Annotated in this window: 20 protein-coding genes, 1 tRNA gene and 1 pseudogene; 14 read left to right on the top strand and 8 right to left on the bottom strand. The window is 41.8% G+C overall.

Annotated features, from left to right (window positions below):
• Positions 1 to 10: 10 nt before the first annotated feature.
• Together MMA19_RS02220 and MMA19_RS02215 are read left to right on the top strand one after the other, a co-directional pair.
• The gene (locus tag MMA19_RS02220) at positions 11 to 715 is read left to right on the top strand and encodes a response regulator transcription factor (protein ID WP_006073614.1); all 705 of its coding nucleotides are present in this window, start codon (positions 11 to 13) and stop codon (positions 713 to 715) included.
• Between the two features lie 11 nt (positions 716 to 726).
• A complete protein-coding gene (locus tag MMA19_RS02215) occupies positions 727 to 2,019 on the top strand; it encodes an ATP-binding protein (RefSeq protein ID WP_240205400.1) in 1,293 nt (430 codons plus the stop codon).
• Between the two features lie 30 nt (positions 2,020 to 2,049).
• Here the strand turns inward: MMA19_RS02215 and MMA19_RS02210 are convergent, their stop codons facing one another.
• Positions 2,050 to 2,346 (bottom strand): hypothetical protein, encoded by a 297-nt coding sequence (locus MMA19_RS02210; RefSeq protein WP_006073617.1) that lies wholly within the window; start codon positions 2,344 to 2,346, stop codon positions 2,050 to 2,052.
• A gap of 442 nt (positions 2,347 to 2,788) precedes the next feature.
• Between MMA19_RS02210 and MMA19_RS02205 the strand changes: the two genes are divergently transcribed.
• The 3 genes from MMA19_RS02205 to yqfB are packed head-to-tail and all read left to right on the top strand — an operon-like array spanning position 2,789 to position 7,303.
• The gene (locus tag MMA19_RS02205; protein WP_240205399.1) at positions 2,789 to 3,934 is read left to right on the top strand and encodes an exonuclease SbcCD subunit D; all 1,146 of its coding nucleotides are present in this window, start codon (positions 2,789 to 2,791) and stop codon (positions 3,932 to 3,934) included.
• A 6-nt stretch (positions 3,935 to 3,940) separates the two neighbouring features.
• Positions 3,941 to 6,985: an SMC family ATPase gene (locus MMA19_RS02200; protein WP_240205398.1), complete on the top strand. Its 3,045-nt coding sequence runs from the start codon at positions 3,941 to 3,943 to the stop codon at positions 6,983 to 6,985.
• A gap of 9 nt (positions 6,986 to 6,994) precedes the next feature.
• Complete coding sequence (gene yqfB, locus MMA19_RS02195; protein WP_031494371.1) at positions 6,995 to 7,303, top strand: N(4)-acetylcytidine aminohydrolase; 309 nt, start codon at positions 6,995 to 6,997, stop codon at positions 7,301 to 7,303.
• 38 nt (positions 7,304 to 7,341) lie between these two features.
• On the opposite strand, the gene MMA19_RS02190 is transcribed toward yqfB, so the two are convergent.
• Positions 7,342 to 8,211 carry a patatin family protein gene (locus MMA19_RS02190; RefSeq protein ID WP_006073625.1) on the bottom strand — a complete coding sequence of 290 codons (870 nt, stop codon included), beginning with the start codon at positions 8,209 to 8,211 and terminating at the stop codon, positions 7,342 to 7,344.
• 234 nt (positions 8,212 to 8,445) lie between these two features.
• Here MMA19_RS02190 and MMA19_RS02185 point away from each other — a divergent pair, with 234 nt between their 5' ends.
• Complete coding sequence (locus MMA19_RS02185) at positions 8,446 to 9,714, top strand: O-acetylhomoserine aminocarboxypropyltransferase/cysteine synthase (RefSeq protein WP_006073626.1); 1,269 nt, start codon at positions 8,446 to 8,448, stop codon at positions 9,712 to 9,714.
• 47 nt (positions 9,715 to 9,761) lie between these two features.
• On the opposite strand, the gene MMA19_RS02180 is transcribed toward MMA19_RS02185, so the two are convergent.
• The 3 genes from MMA19_RS02180 to MMA19_RS02170 form a co-directional block, all read right to left on the bottom strand.
• On the bottom strand, positions 9,762 to 10,778 hold the full coding sequence (locus tag MMA19_RS02180; RefSeq protein ID WP_240205397.1) for an OmpA family protein: 1,017 nt from the start codon (positions 10,776 to 10,778) through the stop codon (positions 9,762 to 9,764).
• A 176-nt stretch (positions 10,779 to 10,954) separates the two neighbouring features.
• Positions 10,955 to 11,773, bottom strand: a complete 819-nt coding sequence (locus MMA19_RS02175) for a LysR family transcriptional regulator (protein ID WP_240205396.1) — start codon at positions 11,771 to 11,773, stop codon at positions 10,955 to 10,957.
• Positions 11,774 to 11,839: 66 nt separating this feature from the next.
• Positions 11,840 to 12,232 (bottom strand): glycine zipper family protein, encoded by a 393-nt coding sequence (locus MMA19_RS02170; RefSeq protein ID WP_124942118.1) that lies wholly within the window; start codon positions 12,230 to 12,232, stop codon positions 11,840 to 11,842.
• 494 nt (positions 12,233 to 12,726) lie between these two features.
• Here MMA19_RS02170 and MMA19_RS02165 point away from each other — a divergent pair, with 494 nt between their 5' ends.
• The 6 genes and pseudogenes from MMA19_RS02165 to MMA19_RS02140 all read left to right on the top strand — a co-directional run.
• Entirely contained in the window at positions 12,727 to 13,713 is a 987-nt protein-coding gene (locus MMA19_RS02165) for a cytochrome-c peroxidase (RefSeq protein WP_240205395.1), read from the top strand.
• A gap of 108 nt (positions 13,714 to 13,821) precedes the next feature.
• Entirely contained in the window at positions 13,822 to 14,718 is an 897-nt protein-coding gene (locus MMA19_RS02160) for a DUF6279 family lipoprotein (RefSeq protein WP_240205394.1), read from the top strand.
• Between the two features lie 36 nt (positions 14,719 to 14,754).
• On the top strand, positions 14,755 to 14,997 hold the full coding sequence (locus MMA19_RS02155; protein ID WP_006073638.1) for a hypothetical protein: 243 nt from the start codon (positions 14,755 to 14,757) through the stop codon (positions 14,995 to 14,997).
• A 138-nt stretch (positions 14,998 to 15,135) separates the two neighbouring features.
• Positions 15,136 to 16,668 (top strand): bifunctional ADP-dependent NAD(P)H-hydrate dehydratase/NAD(P)H-hydrate epimerase, encoded by a 1,533-nt coding sequence (locus tag MMA19_RS02150; RefSeq protein WP_062461470.1) that lies wholly within the window; start codon positions 15,136 to 15,138, stop codon positions 16,666 to 16,668.
• A gap of 527 nt (positions 16,669 to 17,195) precedes the next feature.
• Positions 17,196 to 18,242, top strand: coding sequence for a GMP reductase (locus tag MMA19_RS02145; protein ID WP_006073644.1), 1,047 nt, complete (start codon positions 17,196 to 17,198; stop codon positions 18,240 to 18,242).
• Positions 18,243 to 18,384: 142 nt separating this feature from the next.
• Positions 18,385 to 18,699 (top strand): annotated as a pseudogene (locus tag MMA19_RS02140) (ATP-binding protein); the annotation flags it as partial.
• Between the two features lie 64 nt (positions 18,700 to 18,763).
• Here MMA19_RS02140 and nfsA read toward each other — a convergent pair.
• Both nfsA and MMA19_RS02130 read right to left on the bottom strand, forming a co-directional pair.
• Complete coding sequence (gene nfsA / locus MMA19_RS02135; protein WP_124942095.1) at positions 18,764 to 19,486, bottom strand: oxygen-insensitive NADPH nitroreductase; 723 nt, start codon at positions 19,484 to 19,486, stop codon at positions 18,764 to 18,766.
• A 132-nt stretch (positions 19,487 to 19,618) separates the two neighbouring features.
• Positions 19,619 to 19,709, bottom strand: a tRNA-Ser gene (locus MMA19_RS02130).
• Positions 19,710 to 20,041: 332 nt separating this feature from the next.
• On the opposite strand from MMA19_RS02130, the gene MMA19_RS02125 reads away from it, so the two are divergent.
• Positions 20,042 to 20,722 (top strand): MaoC family dehydratase, encoded by a 681-nt coding sequence (locus tag MMA19_RS02125; protein ID WP_006075750.1) that lies wholly within the window; start codon positions 20,042 to 20,044, stop codon positions 20,720 to 20,722.
• A gap of 55 nt (positions 20,723 to 20,777) precedes the next feature.
• Here the strand turns inward: MMA19_RS02125 and MMA19_RS02120 are convergent, their stop codons facing one another.
• A complete protein-coding gene (locus MMA19_RS02120; RefSeq protein WP_240205393.1) occupies positions 20,778 to 22,394 on the bottom strand; it encodes a VRR-NUC domain-containing protein in 1,617 nt (538 codons plus the stop codon).
• Between the two features lie 381 nt (positions 22,395 to 22,775).
• On the opposite strand from MMA19_RS02120, the gene aroG reads away from it, so the two are divergent.
• The gene (aroG, locus tag MMA19_RS02115) at positions 22,776 to 23,828 is read left to right on the top strand and encodes a 3-deoxy-7-phosphoheptulonate synthase AroG (protein ID WP_124942093.1); all 1,053 of its coding nucleotides are present in this window, start codon (positions 22,776 to 22,778) and stop codon (positions 23,826 to 23,828) included.
• Positions 23,829 to 23,848 lie beyond the last annotated feature (20 nt).

Genomic DNA, 23,848 nt, shown 5'->3' with positions numbered 1-23,848 from the left:
GGACTCAATCATGGTAAATCAAAAATTGTTAATTGTAGAAGATGACACGAAGCTCAACGTGATGTTAGGCGATTACTTTAAAGCTCAGGGTTTTGAGGTAAAGACAGTTTTCGAAGGCAATGAAGCAGCTGAGCTAATTACCGAGTTCAATCCTGACATTACAATTTTAGACCTTATGCTTCCAGGCCAAGACGGATTATCTATATGTAGAGAGGTTCGCGATAGTTATCAGGGAAAAATATTAATGCTGACGGCCAGTGATGACGATTTTGACCATGTTGCTGCCTTAGAAACAGGGGCTGATGATTTTGTATCTAAACCGATTAAGCCTCGTGTATTACTAGCTCGTGTCCGTAATTTATTGAGACGTCCTACTGACGACCACGTACAAATAGACGGAAATTCCATGTCCTTTGGCAGTTTAGTTATCTGCCAAAAAAGCAGAAGCTGTAAGTATGACAATGTTGATGTCGCATTAACTGATAGTGAGTTTGACCTATTGTGGTTACTTGGAAAATCAGCCGGGGAGGTTCTTTCAAGAGACTACCTTACTCGCCAATTACGCGGTATAGACTATGATGGTATAGATCGTACTATCGACAACCGAATAGTGACATTACGTAAAAAGCTTTCTGATGACGCGACAAATCCTAAAGGTATTATCACTGTGCGTGGAAAAGGCTATCTATTCGTTGCCGATGGTTGGAAACACTAAGGTAGCTTATTGTGTGGCGTATATTTGTAGAGTCTCTAGTAGGTTTGATCTTACTATTCGCAGCCAGTATCTATGGTTATGAATACCTAATTTACGGAAAGACGGACCCTGATTTAGTTGACGCCAACCTTCGTGTGGAAGCGTTTCGCGACATCATGAATCATGTGTCGACCAATGAAAGTGATGAGCAAGCAATTGAACTTATGGAGCTTTTCGCAAATAAAACACACCGTCTGCTAGAGCAGTATCCGCAAGATAAGCTTCCAGAGCCAATTAGTGAGTATTTTAAAGAAAACCAAGATAAGCATTTTTTGTTAAACGATGACAGTCATTTATGGTTGAAGTTTGATAATAACCCTAATTACTTCGAGCTCTCTGATGACCCAGACTCTGAACTGATTAAAGCTATTGAGTTTGGGAATCAAGTGGTGTGGCTGTTTTTCTTAGCAAGCTTTGTTGCATTCAGCTTTGTACTCATTTGGTTCTTGAGCCGTCGTCTCCGAGTTTTGGAGAAAACAGCAATGGAATTTGCCAGTGGTAATTTTGCAGCGAGAGCCTCAGAACGTCATTGGGTGAGGTTAGGTAAGTTGAATCGGACCTTTAACAGAATGGCGACCAAGATTGCTGATCTTATGATCAGCAATAAAGCGTTAACTAATGCTGTTGCTCATGAGTTGCGAACGCCAATATTTAGGATTCAATGGCAAAGCGAAATACTGTTAGAGCAAATACAAGACCCAGAAGCGAAAAAGCAGCTAACCAGCATCATCGAAGATACTGAAGACATGGAAAAGTTAGTTGATGAGTTGCTCTATTATGCTCGAGTAGAACGACCTGATGCTGCAATTAACCTAGAGAGTGTAAACCTAGTAGAGTGGCTTAAGGAGAATCATGCTAAGTGGGAACATCACATAGGGCAAAAGTTTCTTCTGCAAACCTATCAGACTGAGCTACCAGCACAGATAGATGGTTTTCTTCTATGCAGAGCACTAGTGAACTTGATTGGTAATGCCAAACGTTATGCAAAAGATGCCATTGTTGTAAAAGTGGTTCCTGATTCTGATCATATCGCGATCGAAGTTCATGATGATGGCATCGGTATAGAGCCAGAACACTGGAGTATGCTGTTTGAGCCGTTTTATCGTGTAGATAAAGCGAGGGACAGGGCGTCTGGCGGTTATGGGCTCGGTCTTGCTATCGTAAAACACATTATGCTTCGTCATGGTGGAAACGTGGAAGTCAGTCACAGTGAGTTGGGCGGAGCATGTTTTAGTTTGATTCTACCAATAAGAAAGGAGCCGTAAGGCTCCTTTCTTATTAATGGTTATTGAAGGTCAGTGCACAAAGGTGCGACTTCGATAAGTAACACGGGAACCCACTTTTTTATATTCTACTTTACCTTGGTCTTGTAACTTTCTCATAATGACGCTAAACACCCAGCTTTTGGGCGTGTCGTTTGAGCATCCAATGGGATTACAATGGTGCTTTAACCCAAGCTGCTTCTGAATTGTCACGGAAGAAACCCAGCCATCGGAAGTTGAACGTCCGCATTCGTGAAGGTAGGCATGCACTTCTTTAGCGACCCCTTGTAGAAGATCTTCAATTCTATCTTTTCGCTGTGGAGCTTTCATTTTCGTCTCCTTTATTATTGTTCTAGACATTGTTTGTCTGACGTATCGTTGAGTGGATTAAAAGTGCGGCCAGCCATCCATGAGCAGACCGCGATAAGAGAAATTCAACCAATTGTAATATCAGCTAAGTTACAAAACGCAGAGCCGATAACGTGATCATGGAATGCTGAAACACACATGACCAACAACGCGAGTAATTACAGTTAAATCAACTGTGGTTGACTCTCATAAACCCTTTTACCCGTTTATATTTTTGTCGGGGAGTAGTGGTATTTATAACTAAACTGATATCAAAATTCATAAAACCCCCATTTTTTGGCGGTTATTGCTAAGAATATGGCAATTAAGGCTAAGTGATCTGAACGAGAAGTTTTTCGCAGGAATCTGAAGCGCTAATGATATACTTTGCTAAAAGGAAATTATCGATAACAAATTGAACCGCATGAAATTTATCCATACCTCTGACTGGCATTTAGGGAGACAGTTTCACAATGTCTCTTTGCTTGAAGATCAAAAGCAAGTCTTGAACCAAATCACTCGATACGTTACTGAAAATCATATTGATGCGCTAATCATTGCTGGTGACATCTATGATCGTTCAGTACCACCAACCGCAGCTATTGAAGTTCTCGACGGTTTTTTGAATCATATAGTTCAAGATTTGAACGTGCCGGTAATTATGATTTCTGGTAACCACGACGGGGCAAAGAGGTTGGGGTTCGGGTCAAAGCAATTCGATAAAGCAGGCCTGCACATCATTAGTTCACTTGAACAACTCTGTACTCCGGTCGAGATTGTGTCTGCTCAGGATAGCGTAGTCCATTTTTATGGTATGCCTTATAGCGACCCTGAAACGGTAAGGCACCATTATGATATTCAAATCAATAATCATGATGACGCACATGCTTACCTTGCCTCCCAGATCGGTAATGTCTTAGATAAAGATGTACATAATGTAGTTATTAGCCATTGTTTTATTGATGGTGCTGAGACTTGTGAATCAGAGAGAACATTATCAATAGGGGGAGCCGATCGTGTCAGCTATGAACATTTTAAGTCGTTTGATTACGTCGCGTTAGGGCACCTTCATCAAGCTCAAAAACGAGGACTAGAAACCATTCGCTATTCCGGCTCGATCATGAAGTATTCATTTTCAGAACAGCATCATAGAAAAAGTGTGACGTTAGTGGAAATCTGTGATGAGAGTGGCGAGATAACCACAAGAGCTTTGCCTTTAAACGCTCCGCACGATGTGCGAGTGCTTAAAGGAGAGTTAGAGAACTTACTTGAACTAGGTCGAAGCGATGCAAATTTTGATGATTATCTATTGGTAAGACTGACGGATAAGCACGCGATTCTCGATCCAATGGCGAAGTTAAGAGAGGTCTACCCAAACGTACTTCATTTAGAAAAGCCTGGAATTTTGGTCGGTGTGGATAAAGAAATATCACAAGCCCGTTTAGGTCGTTCTGAAGTGGATATGTTCAGGGACTTTTTCCTGGAAGTCCAAGGTGACGAAATGACAGACAATCAAAAGGACATGTTATCAGAAGTTGTGATGTCGTTGAAAAAGCAGTCTGAGGAGTAATCAATAGTGAAACCTTTAAAACTGACTCTGCAGGCGTTTGGTCCATTCTCTGGTAAAGAGAGTATTGATTTTTCTCAGCTAGGTGATTGTCCACTTTTTCTTATCAATGGCCCCACGGGCTCTGGAAAAAGCTCAATTCTGGATGCGATTTGCTACGCGCTTTATGGCGAGACCACTGGAAGCGAGCGTACTGGCGATCAAATGCGTTGTGATTATGCTGATAGTAAAACGCTGACCACCTTGGTATTTGAGTTTGAACTGTCGGGTGAGAAGTATGAGGTTACTCGTAGTCCCGATCAGGAAGTTCCAAAACAGCGTGGAGAAGGTACAACAAAACGAAGCCATAGTGCTACATTACTTAAGCTTAGCGACAACACGCTTATTGCTAATAAACCTAAACAAGTAGGTGTCGCGATACAAGAACTGCTAGGACTTGACGTTAAGCAGTTTCGACAAGTGATGGTGATTCCTCAAGGAAAGTTTAGAGAGTTGCTAACCGCAAGTTCTAAAGAGAGGGAATCTATCTTTGGTCAGTTATTTCAAACACAAGTCTATGCGGCGATAGAACGTACTCTTTTTGATAAAGCAGCAGGTATTCGCAAAGCGAAAGAGGAATTTGATAACCAAATTAAAGGCGCATTAGATGTAGCTTCTCTTGAATCTTTACAGCAGCTCAATGACTCTTTAGATGTGTTATCTCCCAATGTTGAGCGCGCAAAGCAAGAATTACAGGTCGTTGAAAAGAGAAAAAACCAAGCTCAGCAAATATATGATCAAGCGCAGTCACTAGAAAAGAGATTCCAAGCTAAGAGCAACGTAGAGGCTGAGGCGAAAACGCTAAACGACAAACGCGGAGAAATTGCACTAAACAAGCAAATTATGACGAGTCACAAGCAGGCAATAAAGATTAAACCTACTTTTGATGAAACCATAAAGCTTGAACAAAACATGTCAATTTTATCGGAACGTATTGATATTGGACGTGGAAAAATACAACAAGCGGAGAAGGAACGAGATGCGTCTATTACTGCTTTGGAACAACAAAAACTGGTTCATAAAAGGAGTGAAGCACTCAATGAAGAAAGCTACTCCTTAAAGCAGTTAGAAAAAACTCTGAACCAACTTGATGATAAAAGGCGAGAAGCTCAACATGCTGACAGTCAATTCAACACATATGTAGAGCAGCATAAACAAGTATCCGATGAAGTCGAACGACTTCAGGCGCAGACTCTAACGTTTGAAAAATCTTTGAGTGACGCAAGGAAAGAGAAGCAGAAACTTGGTGAAATGACAATGTCACTCAGAGAGCGGCGGAAACAATGGCAAGGTATTGAAACACTTAAAACAATAGCCGCGAATATTGTAGCGTTGAAGAAACAGCTAAATGACACTCAATCTACGGTTAAAAACTTGTCGGCTTCGGCTCAAGCCGCTACTCGCAAGCGTACAGAATGTGAAATAGCCTGGCATTCTAGTCAAGCCTCGATACTGGCCGCGACTCTTGAAGACGGTACCGCTTGTCCAGTTTGTGGTAGTGTTGAACACCCTAAACTAGCGGCACCATCACAGGAAACCGTTAGCTTACAACAATTGAATGACTTTAGAGCCAATGAAACGAGCGTAAATGCAGAGCTAAACCAGCAGCAACAAGAGCTAGTAAGGCTAAGTAGTGTTCTAGACAGTGCCGTATTACAGCGAAGCGACCTTATAAATTCATTAGAGTTGGATGAGGCGAAGTTAGATCAATCTGCTATTGAAACGCTAAATCAAATAACGATGCTTGAAAACAAAATCAGTGAGCTCAACAAGATTGATTTAAGCGCCATGGAATCGCGCCTTAACAAACATGTTAGCGAAACATCAGCTAAGCAAGAGTTATTAAACACGTTAACGAATTCAGTTAATAAAGCGGCAATTTCAAAAGAACAACTGCGAGCAGTGGTTGTACAGTTGGAATCGAACAACAAGACTGGATATGCTAATGCCCAATTAGTCCTTCAGCGTCAAGCCTCAATCTCTGATGAACTAACGCAGCTTTCTCAGGCGCTTGAAGCAGCACAGCGCTATGCTAATCAGACAGCAGAAACCTTGGTTAAATATCAGTCTCATTTGGACACATTAACTAAGCAATTGAAGAACTTATCAAACGAACATGCGTCTTCAGTAGAGAGGTGGAAGACACTACTGTTGAGTAGTCATTTTTGTGACGAGGAAGCTTTCTTGTCCTCGATAGTAGACGAGCCACGTATCGCTGCACTTGAGCTTGAACTTGAGACGTTTGTTCGAGATGAGGTTAGAGTAAGCGAGCAGCTGAAGCTGTTGACTGAAGAGTTGAAAGGTGTAGAGCACCCGAACGTCCAGGAACTGCTTGTTGCCAAAAATGAAACTGATGCATCGTATCAACATATGTTAGGTCAGTTCCAACAACAGCAATCTAAACTGGATAGCCTAAATAATGTATTAACTCGAGTGAACTCGTTGGTGTCGCAAAATGCAGAGCTTGATAAGCAATATCAAGTGGTTGGGACATTAAGTGACGTGGCTAATGGTAAAACGGGTAATAAAATTAGTCTTCATCGTTTTGTATTAGGCGTATTGCTTGACGATGTACTCATCCAAGCATCACAAAGATTGAGATTGATGAGTAAAGGTCGATATGACCTAAAACGAAAAGAAACACGAAGTAAAGGTAATGCAGGGTCTGGCTTGGATTTGATAGTAGAGGATGCATATACAGGAAAATGGCGTGATGTGGCGACGCTCTCGGGTGGTGAGTCATTTATGGCAGCGCTTTCCTTAGCACTAGGGTTGTCAGATGTTGTTCAATCCTATAGTGGCGGCATTCGATTGGATACGCTGTTTATCGATGAAGGATTCGGTAGTTTAGATCCGGAGTCACTCGACCTTGCAGTTCAGACTCTAGTTGAACTTCAACAAAGCGGACGAACAATTGGGATTATTTCCCATGTCTCAGAATTAAAAGAACAAATGCCACTTCGTCTAGATGTCCATGCATCGCGAGTTGGTAGTACAGTAAGTTTGGTTAATTAAGGGTATTGTATGCTAGACCAAATCACGTTTTTCGAAAGGTTTGAAGCTGACATTTTGTCAGGTAAGAAAACAATTACGATTCGCGACAAAACAGAAATTGATTTTGAACTAGGACGAGTTGTTCCTGTTGCGACGTTTGAAACTGGTAGAAAGTTTGGAGATTTAAACATTGTTTCTATTGAGGCGATTCAGTACGACGACATTAATGAGGCTCACGCTTATCAAGAGAACATGACTTTGCCTCAGCTAAAAGAGGTCATCCGTGACATCTATCCTAGTGAGAACGAATTGTACGTAATCACGTTTGAGCTAGCATAATCGCTTGTAAGGAAGGTCTGTTCCTAAAACACCGGTTGTTAGCAAAAAGGGCACTCTTCTTGTTGATAGACATGTTCACCTCTAAGGTGGTGAACATGCTTTCTTCCTTCGTCTCGTCCCATATCGTAACCTACATCTAGCAACTCTTTTTTCATTGTTAAACGTCGCACCGGGAAATGCTCTGGTGGAGAGATGACACGAATGACGCAGTCAAGTGGCGGGTTCTTGATAAAATCCAAAGACTCATTGTAGTTTTGAGCGCGTTTAGTGAGTGCTCGGCCTACATTTGGGTGTTTGACAAACATCTTTTTCATCAGCCAACCTGATTTAGGTTTGGGCATTTCGTAGCTTAACGGATGAGACAGGATAACCGTTATGTCTCTGGCTCCTCGACGATAAGCCTCACGTACGGGAATAGAATCTGCTACGCCACCATCGGTATAACACCCACCATCAAAGCAAGGTGTTTCTTTATAGGCGAGAGGTAATGAAGCGGTTGCCTCTAATGCTTTAGCGATATTGGAACGAGTGACTTCATAGTAATCCGGTAGACCTGTTGAAACATTTGTAGCTGCGGCAATAAAAGGTACGGAATTGAATACCGTGTCTTGATCGAGTGGAAACTGTCTATTGGATTCTTCATATAGCCATTTAACATCTACGAGATGTCCACCAGCTACAAACCGTCGAGGGTTGTAAAACTGCTTGCTAGTCGCGAGCTCTTTAATAACTTGGTAGCTTCGACCAGGAGCATTCCCTAAATATCCCAGTAGGTTTGATGCTCCGGCAGAAACGCCGATAACGAAGTGGTATGGCTTGTACGACTGTTCTAAAAATGCGTCCAACACACCTGCTGCAAATATGCCTCGCATTGCGCCACCTTCGACGATCAGTGCTTTATCGGTCATATGGATTTCTCTTCTCTTGGGTTATGTCGCAACAATACTAGGATTGTTGAAGCACGTATAACTGGCTCTACTTATTTTATTAATTGGTAAAACCGATAAAACATCAGGTTAAAAAGCAAAAACTCATGTTGGTTTTTTGGTCTGATTCAAAGAATTCTCGATTTAGTAATGAAATACTGGAAGGCTGACGCTTAAAAACGTCCAGAAAGATAGGACTTTGTAAAAGGAAGGACAATGAAAGACGAAACACTATCGATTCATCACGGATATGAAACGGACCCTACGACAAAATCAGTCGCGACACCTATTTACCAAACGGTAGCATACGAATTTGATAGCGCACAGCACGGAGCGGATCTATTCAATTTGGAAGTACCAGGCAATATTTATACTCGCATTATGAACCCAACGAATGATGTACTCGAACAGCGCATGGCCGCTTTAGAAGGAGGAATTGCTGGGTTGGTGGTAAGTGCAGGTAGTGCCGCGATTAACTATGCAATTCTGACTCTAGCTGAAGCCGGAGATAACATTGTCTCGACGCCTCAACTTTATGGCGGAACATACACCTTATTTGCTCACATGTTGCCGAAGCAAGGGATTCAAGTAAAGTTTGCTAAAGATGACAAGCCAGAATCGATTGCCGAGCTAATTGACGAAAATACCAAAGCAGTTTACTGCGAATCGATTGGTAACCCAGCAGGAAATATCGTCGATCTAGAAGGTATTTCTTCGTTGGCACATCAGCAAGGTGTTCCTGTCATTGTCGACAATACTGTTGCGACTCCGATACTTTGTAAACCCATCGAGCATGGTGCGGACATAGTGGTGCATTCTTTGACAAAGTATGTTGGCGGACATGGGACATCGCTCGGCGGTGTGATTATCGATTCTGGGAAGTTTCCATGGGACCAGCATAAAGAGCGATTCCCAGTTTTCAATCAACCAGAGCCATCTTATCATGGTGTGGTTTATACCGAGGCATTTGGTCCAGCAGCATTCATAGGTCGAGCTAGAACCGTACCTTTGCGTAATACAGGATCCGCACTGTCTCCAATGAACGCTTTTATGTTGCTACAAGGTCTAGAAACTCTCCCTTTACGTATGGAACGTCATACTGAAAATGCCCTCAAAGTGGCGCAATATTTACAACAACACGAGAAAGTGAGTTGGGTGTCTTATGCCGGTTTAGAAGATTCGGCTCACTATGAATTGGCGTGTAAATATATGGATGGGAAACCATCCGCCATTCTATCTTTTGGCTTGAAAGACGGTTATGAAGCTGGTGTGCGTTTTTATGACGCGTTACAGATATTTAAGAGGTTAGTGAACATTGGCGATGCGAAATCATTAGCGTGTCATCCGGCTTCTACAACTCATAGACAAATGAGTGAGTCTGAACAGTTAGAAGCGGGAGTGCGTCCTGAGATGATTAGGCTTTCAGTTGGTATTGAGCATATAGATGACATTCTGGCTGACTTGGAACAAGCACTTAAAGCATAGAAAAAGAAACCGAGCCAAGCTCGGTTTCTTTTTGTTCTTAATCATTACTATTGGGCTTTTTCTACCATTTCTTCTGTGGTGTATTCGAACTCAGGAACAGTAATTTCAACACGACGGTTTTGTGCACGACCTTCTTTCGTTGAGTTGTCGGCAATTGGGTTAGCTTCGCCCATGCCACTAACCGTCATTCTAGAGCGGTCTATGCCTTGAGATTCTAAGTAAGCGGCGATGGATTCAGCACGCTCTTCAGAAATTCGTTGATTGACCTCTTCAGGACCAGATGAATCAGTATAACCAGTGATGGTTACGGTTGAATCTGGATGATCTTGCATTAGAGCGATAAGTGGATCGTAATCAGACTTAGTATTCTCGTTCAACTTAGTGCTATTAAACTCGAAGTTTTCTTGACCAGAAACTTGTTCAAATGTTTTGGTCATAACTACCGCTTCTGCAACAGGTGGTTCTTCGGCTGAGGCCTCCTGAGTTGAACTAGCTGCAGCAGTGGTTGCAGCAGCCTCAGATGCACTACCAAATGAGTATGAAATACCGAGCCAGAAAGTATCGACATCAGTGTTGAACCAATCATCTTTAGCGTCGTTGATTCGCTGATATTCGAGTCGACCTGACCAAGCTGTTGCAAAGTCATACTCTAAACCGACTCCTCCCATCAGAGCTGTTGATTTACGGTCATCATACATTGTATATGCGGCGCCAACTTTGCCGAATATTGCCCATTCATCGTTAAATGGGTAAGAGAACTTAGGAGCAAGTGTAAGAGCACTCAAATTTGCATCTCTTCTATACTCAACTCCATCAACAAACGAAGTTTCATAGCTGCCTAGCCAATCGTAAGCAAATTCGAGTGCAATGTAGTCATTCCAATCGTAACCAGTATAAAGGCCGGCACTGAAACCACTGTCTGTACAAGGTGCTGCTGAGACATTACACGCATCGGATAGTTGAGAACCACCCAATCGACCACCCAGATAAAAACCATCGCCGGCGACAACTGGCAATGCCATCATCGTTCCAATAATTGATGCTGCTACCACTGTTTTTCTCATAATGACATCCTTTCTATCGTTAACTGTACGATGTATTACATCACTGCTAAAAATAGGTGAGGAGCTCTTTTTTATCAAAGGAATAAAACGGGTTTCATATCAAAAGAACAGCCTATTGCTCATTTATAAGAAATAACGGATGCAGATTTCCTATATATGTGAACTATGTCTTTGTATCAGTTGGGTGTGTTGCTGTAGGAAAGAGGGGTATAACGTCGCAGAATTGGTTCAACGATTTCTATGAGCCATTTTACCTTTTCTTCATTTTTACGCGACGCCTTGGTTAAGATAGCCATGTCTAAATGTAAGGGAGCTTTTTCTGGTGTTTCGGACGTGATATACCGCAATGTGTAACATTGTTCCATTAACTGTGTCATCAATGCATGGTTATCCACGAAAATGGTTGCTTGTGCGTCACTATCAAGTAGCTTGTACCAATCAATATGCTCATTTAGATCGGCAACCATATGCTTAACGTATTCTCCGTCCGTGTTGCCATATAACACACCAGTACCCGTGTGAATATATTTCTGATAAATAGATTGAGGCTTGTCAGTCAGAGCATGGACTGCAAGATCGACTTCTTCCGTCAGAAGCAACGACTCTGAGCCTTTATTCCATTGCCTAATTTCAATAGGTGCTGATGTATGCGTGCGAATGGCATTAATAATTTCTTTGCCACAGCCGATTAAGTAGGGCTCGATGATGTGTAAAGTGATTTTATCGACAGATTTCGGATTGAAGGTATCTGGCTTTAAAGCATCGGTAATATCTGCAAGGGCACTTTTTAGTTTAGGCTCAATGTTTTGAGCATAACTAGTCGGAGATAAGCCTTCTGCACTGCGTACAAACAGCGGGTCCGCTAAGTCGATCCTTAATTGAGCCAGCGTTTTAGAGACGTAGGACTGAGAACGACCTAATGCTTTGGCTGTTTTTAACGTAGATTGCGTTTGCATCAAGGTTAAGAATACGCGTAGCGCATTGAGATCGTTCATCGGCAAGTCGATACCATTTAGCTAATGTAGGGCAACTATAATTGTTGGGTAGGAACTTAGCAATTATTAGTTCAGTACCACGTAACCACGGTTAGTCATACAGTTTTTAACTACTGTCTGCTTGTCTTGTTTATATTTTTCTGAGTTTTCACGATTAGCGCGGTTACGGCCAAGAACACCAGCCGCCATTCCCACTGCAGCACCTTTTTTCGCACCTTCAGTACCCGATCCACCAGCGATTGCTACGCCAGCTGAACCTAAAGCAGCCCCTTTAGCAGCGCCGCTTATTGCTCCACCTGATGATTTTTGTTTCTGTACTTGTCCAGACATCTCTTCGCACTTGTGCAGATCGTAGATGTAGTCTTTTTCATCCACACCTTGCATATCAACGATGATGTTTGCGTAGCTAGGCAAAGCAAATGTAGAGGCTAACAGTAAAGAAAATAAAGGTTTTTTCATAGGGGATACTCCGGTTGATTTGGAAGCATGTTAACGAAATCGGTGTGTCAATTTGGAATATCGGTTATTACGTATAGCGTTAGGTGAAATGCATATGGCGGACTTTTGGGAATTCACTAGAGAAATGCGATGAAGAAACAAATAGAGCTAGTGTATCGTTTCTTTTCTAACGATAAATTTCCTGGTTGATTTAAATCAATAAAGTGTGTAAACAAAATGTAGAGTTAATGTAATGACTAATTTCTCATTATTTTTCAAATCCCCATAAATAAAGGCAGATGGCAGCTTGTTAAACTTTACATTCCTTTTTTTCATAATCTTAATCTAAATTTTGCATTGTAAAAGCGATTAATATTTCCTTACTGTTTTATTGCGACGAACAAATAAGCCATAAGTTCGTTGAATTTAATAATAATTATAACCTAACGAGACGATATATATCGTCGGTATTCGCTTGTATTTAATATTTACATATTTGCGCAAAGGAATAAGCAATGAGAAATGTAATAGTAACAGCAATAGCAGTAGGTATCGCATTTAACGTTAATGCGAAAAGGCAAGATCAAGAGCCGATCAAGGTGATTGAACCCGTAGTTGGCTTGGACCAACAAAAGGTCGAGTTGGGTAAAGCCCTTTGGTTTGAACCAAGGTTATCTGCATCCAATACGATCTCGTGTAATTCTTGCCACAATGTGGCGAAAGGTGGCGTTGATAACCTTCCGAGCTCTATTGGTCATAAGTGGGCAATTGGACCTATCAATTCACCGACGGTTCTTAACTCAGATTTAAACTTCGTACAGTTCTGGAACGGACGTGCGAAAGACCTTCAAGAGCAAGCCGCAGGGCCTATTGAAAACCCGATAGAAATGGCGTTTTCACATGAACTCGCTATTGGGACTTTGCAATCCATCCCTCAATACCAACAGTGGTTTGAAAGTGCGTATGGTTCAAAGAGCTTTACCATTAATGAAGTAACAGATGCCATTGCAACGTTTGAAAAAACACTTCGCACCCCCAACGCGGCGTTCGATAAGTGGCTAAAGGGGGATGATTCAGCGTTGACTGCTGAACAGGTTGAAGGTTACGCACTGTTTAAGCAAAAAGGCTGTACCGCTTGTCATAGTGGACCACTAGCGGGAGGCCAGATGTACCAAAAAATGGGTTTGGTTAAAGCATTTAAAACAGATAATCCAGACATCGGTAGAGCCGCCGTAACAGGAAAGGATTTCGATAAATATGTATTTAAAGTGCCAACACTCCGTAATATCGAACTTACTTACCCATACTTCCATGACGGGTCTGTATGGGATCTGCAAGAAGCAGTGGAAGTAATGGCAGATATTCAGTTAGGACAAAGCTTAACTAAAGATGAATCGAAGAAAATCACTGCATTCTTAAGATCGCTTACAGGCGAACAGCCTGAGATCACTTTACCTCACCTTCCACCGTCAACACACTCAACGGCAAGACCACAAATTTAAACAAGTTAAAAAGCGCTCAAAGTTGGGCGCTTTAGTCATTTTCAATCTAATCTTATCTTAAACTTCGTATAAGTCCGCATGAACGTACATTAAGGAAGAAGTATTTAAATGGAAAAGGTTGGTTGGGTTAAGAGTTTTGGTTTATTTGTCAGCTTGTTAATTGTAACTGGGTGTACAACCAAGTTTTTATATAGCAATTTGGATTGGTTCATTGTTGATTATATTGATGACTATGTAACGCTTGAAGACGGCCAGGAGGAAATATTAACTGAGCGTATTCTTGTTCTTGGTGATTGGCATAAGTCCAATGAATTGCCTCGTTACCTACAACAGTTGACGGACATACGAAATAAGGACCCAAAAACTGTAGATGCAGAATATGTTTCTTTGCAGATGGAACAGGTGAGGCAACATACTAAACGATTAGTCGCTCAGATTACCCCTGATCTGTATGCATTGACACAACAGATGACAGATAAACAAGTGAAAGAGTTACTTGATAATTTAGAGCAGAAAGACGAGAAGTTCATTAAAAAGTATCAAGGCCTCCAAGACGAAGATGTTCGACTTATTTACCAACAGCGAATTGAAGAGAATTTGGAGCGTTGGTTCGGACCTCTGACGGAGCAGCAAAAAACACTTGCGAGTCGTTGGGCAAATGAAATGGATGTTACTGTATTTGATTGGCAAGCCCATCGTCAGCAGATGCAACACTTTATGCGTCAGTTGCTTAACCGGCGCTCGGACTTAGGCTACTTTCAACCAGAATTTCAACGCTTGTTAAATGACAGTGACAGTTTTTATAGCGAGAAACTAAAACTTAAAATCGCTAACAATCGACTAGTAGCAGAAAAATACATAGCTCTTGCGCTCAACAGTGTGACAGAAAAACAACATCAACATCTAATAGAAGAAATTGACGGTTGGCGAGACATCGCTTCAGACTTAATGACAAGTGCGCTATTAGACTATAGTTCTACAGAAAAGTACGCCTTTCCATCATAAACTAGTTACGAACCAGTTTAAGGAGTGAGTTGGGTTATGATAGAGCAAGGTGTTTTTTGGACAGAGAAACTTCTGTTACTTGCCGGTGTATTGTTCATTATCACAGGTATCGTGCAATATGGTCGTCGTAGTCAAGATTGGAAGGGCGTCGTCACGATGTTCTATAAACGCGTTCCCATGAGCGTTGATGAATACAAGCGTTATCGATTAGGTGTAGCTTTGATCATTTTCGCCATTGTCTTGAGGTTTGCGCTGCATATTTTCTGGCCTCAGTTTTAACTTGTAATCTCATTCACACCTTTGTAGTGCCCCGTTTGCTAACATTTGGATAAATACCAATAAAGCGAATAGCTAAAGCTTTGTCGCCCCTCACTTGTTGCCCAACAAGCTGACACTAGGGTTAAACGGGAGCACACAATGATCTCTTCGAACCAAAATATAACATCCTTGCCTGAATCGCTCTTCACTTCGCAACAAGTTCGCGAAGGAGAGAAGATCGTAGCTCAACAATTGGGTATAGAAATGTATACCTTAATGCAGCAGGCTGGTGCGTCAGTATTTGAACTTATACAAACTTACTATTCAGAGACTCGAAAACTGCTAGTTTGCTGCGGTAAGGGTAACAATGGCGGCGATGGGTATATCGTCGCTAAACTAAGTCTTTGTGCAGGTTATGACGTTACGGTTTGGCAAATCGGCGATTCAAGCGCACTTAAAGGTGACGCATTGCGAGCTAGAGATGAATTTCTTGCCGCTGGTGGCGTTATTGATTCGCCGGAAAATGTGGTTGCGGATGACATTGACGTTATTATTGATGCTCTATTAGGGACAGGTATTTCAGGTGAAGTACGTCCTTTCTATTCTCATGTGTTTGATCGTTTAAACCAGTCTTCTAAGCCAATCATCTCGATAGATACTCCTTCTGGACTTGATACTGATACCGGTGTTGTTTTGGGAAACGCGATCAAAGCTGATAGAACCGTGACTTTTATCGGCGTCAAACAAGGGTTAGTTACGGGTCGAGCTAGAGCATTTACAGGACACCTGCATTTTGCTGGATTAGGGGTAGATAGGGAGTTTGCTCAACAGAATAAAGCAAACGTCGTATTAACCAACAATCATTGGATGAGTTATCTTCCTCAAAGAGCAAAAGATTCTCACAAAGGAACGCATGGAAAGTTGCTAGTGGTTGGTGCAAACAATGGAATGAGTGGGGCGGCTTATCTGGCTTCTGCGGCTTGTTTGAGAGCAGGAGGTGGGCTTTGCGCCGTCTTAACCCACGAAGCGAGTGTCACACCAATAAGAACGTTGCTACCAGAGGCGATGATTGATGCGTGCACCACCCAATCATTGACTGAGCGCGTAAATTGGAGCTCCGCCATCGCAATTGGAGTGGGGTTAGGACGAACAGCTTGGTCCGCTAGAGTTTTTGACCAAACACTGAAGTTGGCGATGTCGTTGGATCTTCCAGTCGTCATTGATGCAGATGGCCTATATTGGCTTAACCAGATACAAAGCGACACAGCTGTCTTGAAGAACCATATCATCACACCTCATCCAGGTGAGGCCGCACAATTATTAAACTGTCGTATAAGTGATATAGAGAAGGACCGTTTTCAGGCAATTAGAGCATTACAAAAAACTTACGGTGGAGTAGTGGTACTGAAAGGTGCAGGAACACTGATTTATGATGGTCAGTCAATGGTTGTCTGTCATGCAGGAAACCCAGGGATGTCCAGTGGTGGAATGGGTGATTTATTGACTGGAACAATCTTAGCTCTATTAGGACAGGGAAAAAACAACATGCAGTCTGCAACTCTTGGCACTTTGATTCACAGCCTTGCGGCTGACCAGGAGTCAAAGGAACATGGAGAAGTAGGCATGCTAGCTTCTGATTTACTCCCACAAATTCGATTAGTTCGAAATCATGACAATTATGTTTCATCTTAAGCGTTTGAAGTATTCGTGATGGCGATAAGAACAATGACTTTTGATTTGAACAGTTCAGAGGTTATATAAAATAGCGGTTTTTTTTCCGAATCAATCGGTAAAAATGAGCTAATAGATAACAAGAATAACCACAAAAATCGGTTAATAAATGCACATTCAGGTGTTGAGAGCTCGATATTTGCACAGTGCAAAAACGTTTGCGTCGAGTGCTAAAGTAAGCTTGTTTATGTAAATAACGTGGGTTTTTTCTGTTATATCAGAGGGTTGGAGAGATTTTATTTCGTTAAGATAGGATTGATAATCAGCGGATTTGCAACTTGTCGGAATAGTAACACAAAAAAAATTAAAATATCAGTCTTGCGAGATTATTTTCGCGACCTATAATGCTGAAAACCGGAGCGTCTGCCAACGCTCCGGTTTTTTTGTGTCCGAAGAAAGGTAAACCGTCTGCCAACGGAGAGCCAACGCACTATGCTTAGTCATATGCCCACTGGAACATGTACTATATAAATCAAGGAATTTACACAATGCGTATCGAACAAGAACTTAAGTTAGGCTTTAAAGATGTACTGTTTCGCCCTAAGCGTTCAACACTGAAAAGTCGTTCTCAAGTAAATTTAACCCGCGATTTTACATTCAAGCACAGTGGTCGTCAATGGTCTGGTACACCAGTAATTGCAGCTAACATGGATTCTGTTGGTAGTTTTGAAATGGCTACAGCGCTAGCACAACACGGTGTAATGACAGCGATGCATAAGCATTACACAGTAGAGCAGTGGGCTGAGTTTGTTGCTGGTGCAACAAAAGAAACATTGAACAAAGTATTCGTATCAACGGGCACGTCTGAGCGTGATTTCGAGAAAACAAAAGAAATCTTAGCATTAAGCGAAGATCTAGAATTCATTTGTATCGATATTGCGAACGGGTATTCAGAGCACCTAGTTGAGTTTGTACAAAAAGTACGAGCTGAATTCCCAACGAAAACGATTTCAGCAGGTAACGTAGTAACTGGCGATATGTGTGAAGAGCTGATTCTAGCTGGCGCGGATATCGTTAAAGTAGGTATCGGTCCTGGTTCAGTATGTACTACACGTGTTAAGACAGGTGTTGGTTACCCTCAGCTTTCTGCAATCATCGAGTGTGCTGACGCTGCACACGGCCTAGGTGGCATGATCATTGGTGATGGTGGTTGTGCGTGTGCGGGTGATGTTGCTAAAGCTTTCGGTGGCGGCGCAGACTTCGTAATGCTAGGTGGTATGTTAGCTGGTCATGAGCAATCTGGTGGCGAAATCATCGAGCAAGATGGTAAGCAATTTATGAAGTTCTACGGTATGTCTTCTCAGTCTGCTATGGACAAACACTCTGGTGGTGTTGCTAACTACCGTGCAGCTGAAGGTAAGACGGTTCTTCTGCCTTACCGTGGTGACGTAAACAACACAATCCAAGACATTCTTGGTGGCGTTCGTTCAACTTGTACATACGTAGGCGCAGCGAAACTGAAAGAGCTAACTAAGCGTACCACGTTCATCCGTGTACAAGAGCAAGAGAACAACGTATTTGGTAAAGAAGGTTAATTAACTTTTAATCCAAATTCTGATAGAAGAGTCGCCTAGGCGGCTCTTTTTTGATTTTATCTTGTTCTCGTTTTAGAAGACGAAAGTTATTCATAAACGTCTCTCCGTGTGTGTTCGAGATGCTTGCAATTGAACCTCTTGCCGTTTGGTCATTGATAACTTACTTAAAAATGCACTTCGTTACGGTGGCGGGGTAGTCAATGTCACCTTGAGAGAGTACCACTCATGTTGGACTTTGGACGTAGAAGATAATGGTCCTGGCATCCCTATTGAAAAGCGAGAGGAAGTATTTATCGCCTTCTCGCGCTTGGACTCTTCGCGAAATCATAACAATGGCGGATTCGGTCTAGGGTTAGCTATTGTCGCTCAGGCAAGCAGAAACTTAGGATGGAGTGTATCTGTAGATGAAAGCCACATTGGTGGCGCCCGTTTTACAGTAGTGATCCCGAAAGAGTGAATTGCTTTGTACGAAAGAACTCATGACTAGAAAGAGATTAAGTCATGAGTTCTTACTGTAGAAATTAGCGTTTGAACAAACCTTTACTGTTTAGGTAAGCGAGCATATGAGGTCGAGATTCACCTTCTAGCTTACTAGTAACTTGTGAAGACCACGTACTGCTTTTTTGGTTTGTTGATCGATGTGCGTAATAGGAAAGCATCACATCATCGTATTGTGCAACCGCATTTTTATCTAGCTGATGGTATTCATTTTCATGCACAATGACGTCAAGAGGCAAGCGTGGTTTTACCTCTGGGATTTGGTCTGGATATCCTAAACACATCCCAAAAAGAACCGCAGAGTGCGGGGGCAAACCTAACAACTCATCAACTTCAGCCGCTTTATTTCTCAGGCCTCCGATATAGACGCCGCCTAACTCTAGTGACTCGGCCGCCACTAAACAGTTCTGTGCCATTATTCCGGCATCAATAGCACCGATTAGACCTAACTCTGTGTAGTCAACTTTCACGTTTGGGTTTAACTCTTGGTGTCGCTGATAGTCTATACAGAAAACGAGAAATTCAGCAGCTTGAGCCACATAGGGTTGATTGCCAGAAAGTTCCACCAGTTTGTTGCGCTTATCTTTCTCTGTGACCCTGATAATAGAGACGACTTGCAATAGGCTAGATGATGATGCGGCAATTCCAGCTTTAAGAATAGTGTCTAGAATATCCTTATCGATAGATTGCTGCTTAAATTTTCGAATAGAACGGTGGTTGAGTATTGTTTCTAGTGTAGAGTTCACGTTCCTTTTGTCCCTATGGCTAATATAACTTACTGAACCTTAGTTTCTTTTCATAGGAGATTGCAAGTTTGAATTGCATAGGGGATTGTAGAATAAAGAAAAAAGCCTCGCATTAAGCGAGGCTTTAGAATGTGGCGGAGAGATAGGGATTTGAACCCTAGATACGCTATTAACGTATGCCGGTTTTCAAGACCGGTGCTTTCAACCACTCAGCCATCTCTCCGTTTTGTGGCGCTAATAATAGAATCATAGGAAAGGGCTGTAAAGAAGAAAATTCCCTTTGGAGCACTGACTGCGTTAAATGTAGTCAAAGTGATGTCGATTTACTCATGATGCTCGTTATGTGTGTGATTCCAAGAAGATTGTTTTACTAAAAGAGGATACTCAGCGAGTTTTACTGCTAAATAAAATAATGTTTTTTATTGCTAAAGTATTGAAAAACATCAATAAAACAGCGTTCAGAATACGCGTGTTCGCTCGAAAAAGTTTGCGTGATGAAGGGACATGCTTCAAAATAGTAGGGTTAGTTCTTATGAACTGAGATTTGAGGTCAAGATGAAAGTTGTAAAATTGTTTAAACAAAGAGCTGATTCGGTTAAGCATCAGTCTGAGCTTATGCAATGGATGTCGCCCACTATTCGCGAATATTGGACTGAGTTTGTCGACAAGACAAACCATAGCAATTTTTTAGCATGGGTCAGAGACTATCACAAGCCTGCAGTAAATGAACCACATGTAGTACAGGTCGAACCAGAAATTGTGCTCAAGCCCGCAGCACAGGCACTATTTGATGAACTGCAAGACAAAATTGGCACTGTGATTCATGAAGGTAACTGGATTCACGTAGGTCAAGAACGAATCAATCAATTTGGATCAATTACTGAAGATAACCAGTGGATCCACACTGATCCAGAAAGAGCAGAACAAGAATCACCATTTAAGACCACTATCGCACATGGTTTCTTAACTCTGTCTTTGTTGCCAGCACTAACAGATAGTGTTGACCCAGATAAACCTCTATTTCCGACTGCGAAGATGATGGTAAATATCGGGTTGAACCAAGTAAGGTTCCCATATCCAGTTAAGGTAGGTAGTAACCTTCGTGCTAAGAGTACCTTGGTCAAAGTTACACCGATCAAGAAAGGTCTTGAGATAGAGCGTGAAATACGCGTAGAAATAGAAGGAATCCGTCGCCCAGCGTGCATTGCGACATCTGTGATTCACTTACACTTCTAAGTCGAATTTCAAAAAAACCAGCATCATTGCTGGTTTTTTTTTGCTTGCCACTAACTCAGTCATGATTGACGTAACACACTTCATAATTAATATTTAATCTCTCCATCTGTTTAAACCAACGTTTTTGATTGTTCTGAAGTTTGTCACCAGGTCCCTTTACCTCGCACCATAACCATTCGTTGCCTTTAAACGCGACTAGATCAGGCATACCATTGCGGTATGCTCTTAGGTCTGAGAGAAGAACAGCGAACAAATCTGCTAATTGCTCATAGTCAATGGATGTCATTGCCAACTCTAACCATTCGGTATCCACTAGGTCCCAAACAATGAATGGGTTCTGAATATCTCTTTTGGTTTCTAGAATGCTTAGGTACGGTTTAATGCCAGTTCGTTTAACTTCGGATAGTCTTTGCTCGATTGCGCCTTTTCGCCTTTCAGTAAATGACGGATGATATAAATCGAGCGGTTGGCGTTGGTATGGATTGATAAAAGCGCCTTCAACAGGGGCAAAAATAATGTCCCAAAATACCAAGCCAAACATAGTGTTGAGAAACTGATTCTCTAAATAGAAAACCTCCCATCCTAGATCAGATAACTTATTGCAAACAACTAACTCAACACGCTCATGAGATAAGTCAAGATTGAACCTACGTTCTGGAAAACTAGGTTTGACCGTCTTCTCAAGAGTTGTCTTTAATTTCCTGTCGAGTTTAGCTTTTAGTCGTTCTCCGACTTCTTGCTCATCAATGCTTAGAGGGTTTTTAATCATTGTTAGTGCAAGTTTAATGGCTGCCTCGAATCTTTCTTGATGAATAAGTATACGAACTTGTCGCTCCCTCGAGGGCGGAAGTCGGGAGGACTCGAACAAGCTCAAAGCGAGGTCGAGGTCGCCCTGTCGTTCGAGATCTCTTGCGATTAAATTAGTGAGTTTGTCTAATTGTCTAGTGGCGTACTTTCCGTTTGCAGATGAGAGCAAGTCAGCAAATTGCCTTATGAGCTTAGAACAAGGCTTTGTGAGTTCTGTGTACGCTATCCTTAGATCTGTAATTTCAAGAGTTGAGTCGATTTCCGCTCTATTATTGAACAACCTAGTTGCCTTAGACACTTCATAATTCTCGAACTTATGAATTCCTAAGTTCTCTAAAACGAATTGTGCAAACTCTTGGTGCCGATTTCCAAAGAATAGTAAACAAAGAAGGGGTAACACCTCATCGTCCAACAGTCTGACGACAGTGAACGGAAGTTTCGGAACATGATTAGGCTGTTGGTGATGCAACTGTTCTATCAGTTCGTTCTTTTTAGCGGTACGTTTTAGACCTGAATAAAAAGTGAGAATCTCAGGTTTTGATAACAACGTGGATGCGAGTTCAAATGAACTTGTCGGTGGGTCTGTACTTATAAAGCCATACTCTATGAGTTCTAATATAGGTGAATCGAGACAGCCGATCTCGGGATAGTTCAGTTTATCGTCTCTAAACCAAATCCCCTTGCGAGTCATTAACCGAATAACAAGGCATTGTGCGTTTTCACTAAGAGTGTGAAACGATTCAATCCAATGTCGTTCACTCTGTTTCAATAAATCAGAGTAGATAGACTCAACATGCAACAACAAACGTATGAAGTTATCTCGATAATACTTAGGTGGCAGAGTAGGTGGTGAAAAAACAGGCACTAGGAACGACGCTTCTTGTTTAGGTGAATTCCGTTTTATTAAATATTAGTTGAGTAATTTGAGCTATAAAAAATATCACATTACCAAAAACAGAGCGTTTGTTGAGTCTTAGATTAGTGATGTAGATCTATCAGCCAAATGGATGTTTTTCTGACAATACTAATTAACTGTATGATTATTATTCAAAAATAACTGTATCAATATGTTTACACTGTGTCTAATTTTAAAAACGAGCAATTAATTTGCCTTTTTATTTAAATAGTGATTGAACTTATTGTTCGAAGCAGATAAGTTACAAGGAAAGAGCACGACATAAGTCACAAAATGGAATGCGGTCGTGTATCAAAGATGTAGATTTAAAAGAATAGGAAGAAGTAAGCAATGTTTCAAACTGATGATGTACGAATTAATAAAGTAAAAGAACTATTACCACCAGTTGCTGTTTTAGAGAAGTTTCCAGCGACAGAAGTTGCTTCTTCAACAACGTTTAACGCACGTAAAGCAATCCACAATATCCTTCAAGGCGACGATGACCGTCTGCTAGTTATCGTCGGTCCATGTTCTATTCATGACACTGAAGCGGCGATTGAGTACGGCAAACGACTAAAAGTACTGCGTGACGAACTTGGTGACAGACTAGAAATCGTAATGCGCGTTTACTTTGAGAAGCCACGCACAACAGTAGGTTGGAAAGGCCTCATTAATGACCCTTACTTAAACGACACATTCAAGATTAACGATGGCTTGCGTATGGGTCGTAAGCTACTCCTCGACTTGACTGATATGGGCATGCCAACGGCGAGTGAATTCCTTGATATGATCAGCCCGCAATATGTTGCTGACCTTATTAGCTGGGGTGCGATTGGTGCGCGTACAACTGAGTCTCAAGTTCACCGCGAACTGTCTTCTGGTATTTCTTGCCCTGTAGGATTTAAAAACGGTACTGACGGTAACATCAAGATTGCGTCTGATGCGATTCGCTCTGCTAGCGCTTCTCACCACTTCTTGTCTGTAACCAAATACGGTCATTCGGCGATTATTGAAACCGCTGGTAACCCTGACTGTCACATTATTTTGCGCGGTGGTAAAGAGCCAAACTATAGTGCTGAGCATGTAAAAGCGATCAAAGATGAGCTGACAGCGAATGGCCTACCTGCAAAAGTTATGATTGACTTTAGTCATGCGAATAGCTCAAAGCAATTCCAACGTCAAAAAGTCGTTGCTAGCGATGTAGCTCAGCAGATGGCTAACGGTGAAGACGCTATCTTTGGTGTAATGATTGAGTCTCACCTAGTTGAAGGCCGCCAAGATTTAGTAGATGGAGTTGCGCCAACTTATGGTCAGTCGATTACTGATGCGTGTATCGGTTGGGAAGATACTGAAAATGTACTTCGTGAACTGGCAGACGCTGTTGAAGCACGTCGTAAAGCATAAGCATTTTTGATAGATGTTTA

The sequence above is a fragment of the Vibrio sp. CyArs1 genome, from assembly GCF_022432925.1.
Taxonomy (GTDB): domain Bacteria; phylum Pseudomonadota; class Gammaproteobacteria; order Enterobacterales; family Vibrionaceae; genus Vibrio; species Vibrio mediterranei.
This window is presented reverse-complemented; position numbering and strand designations above follow the sequence as displayed.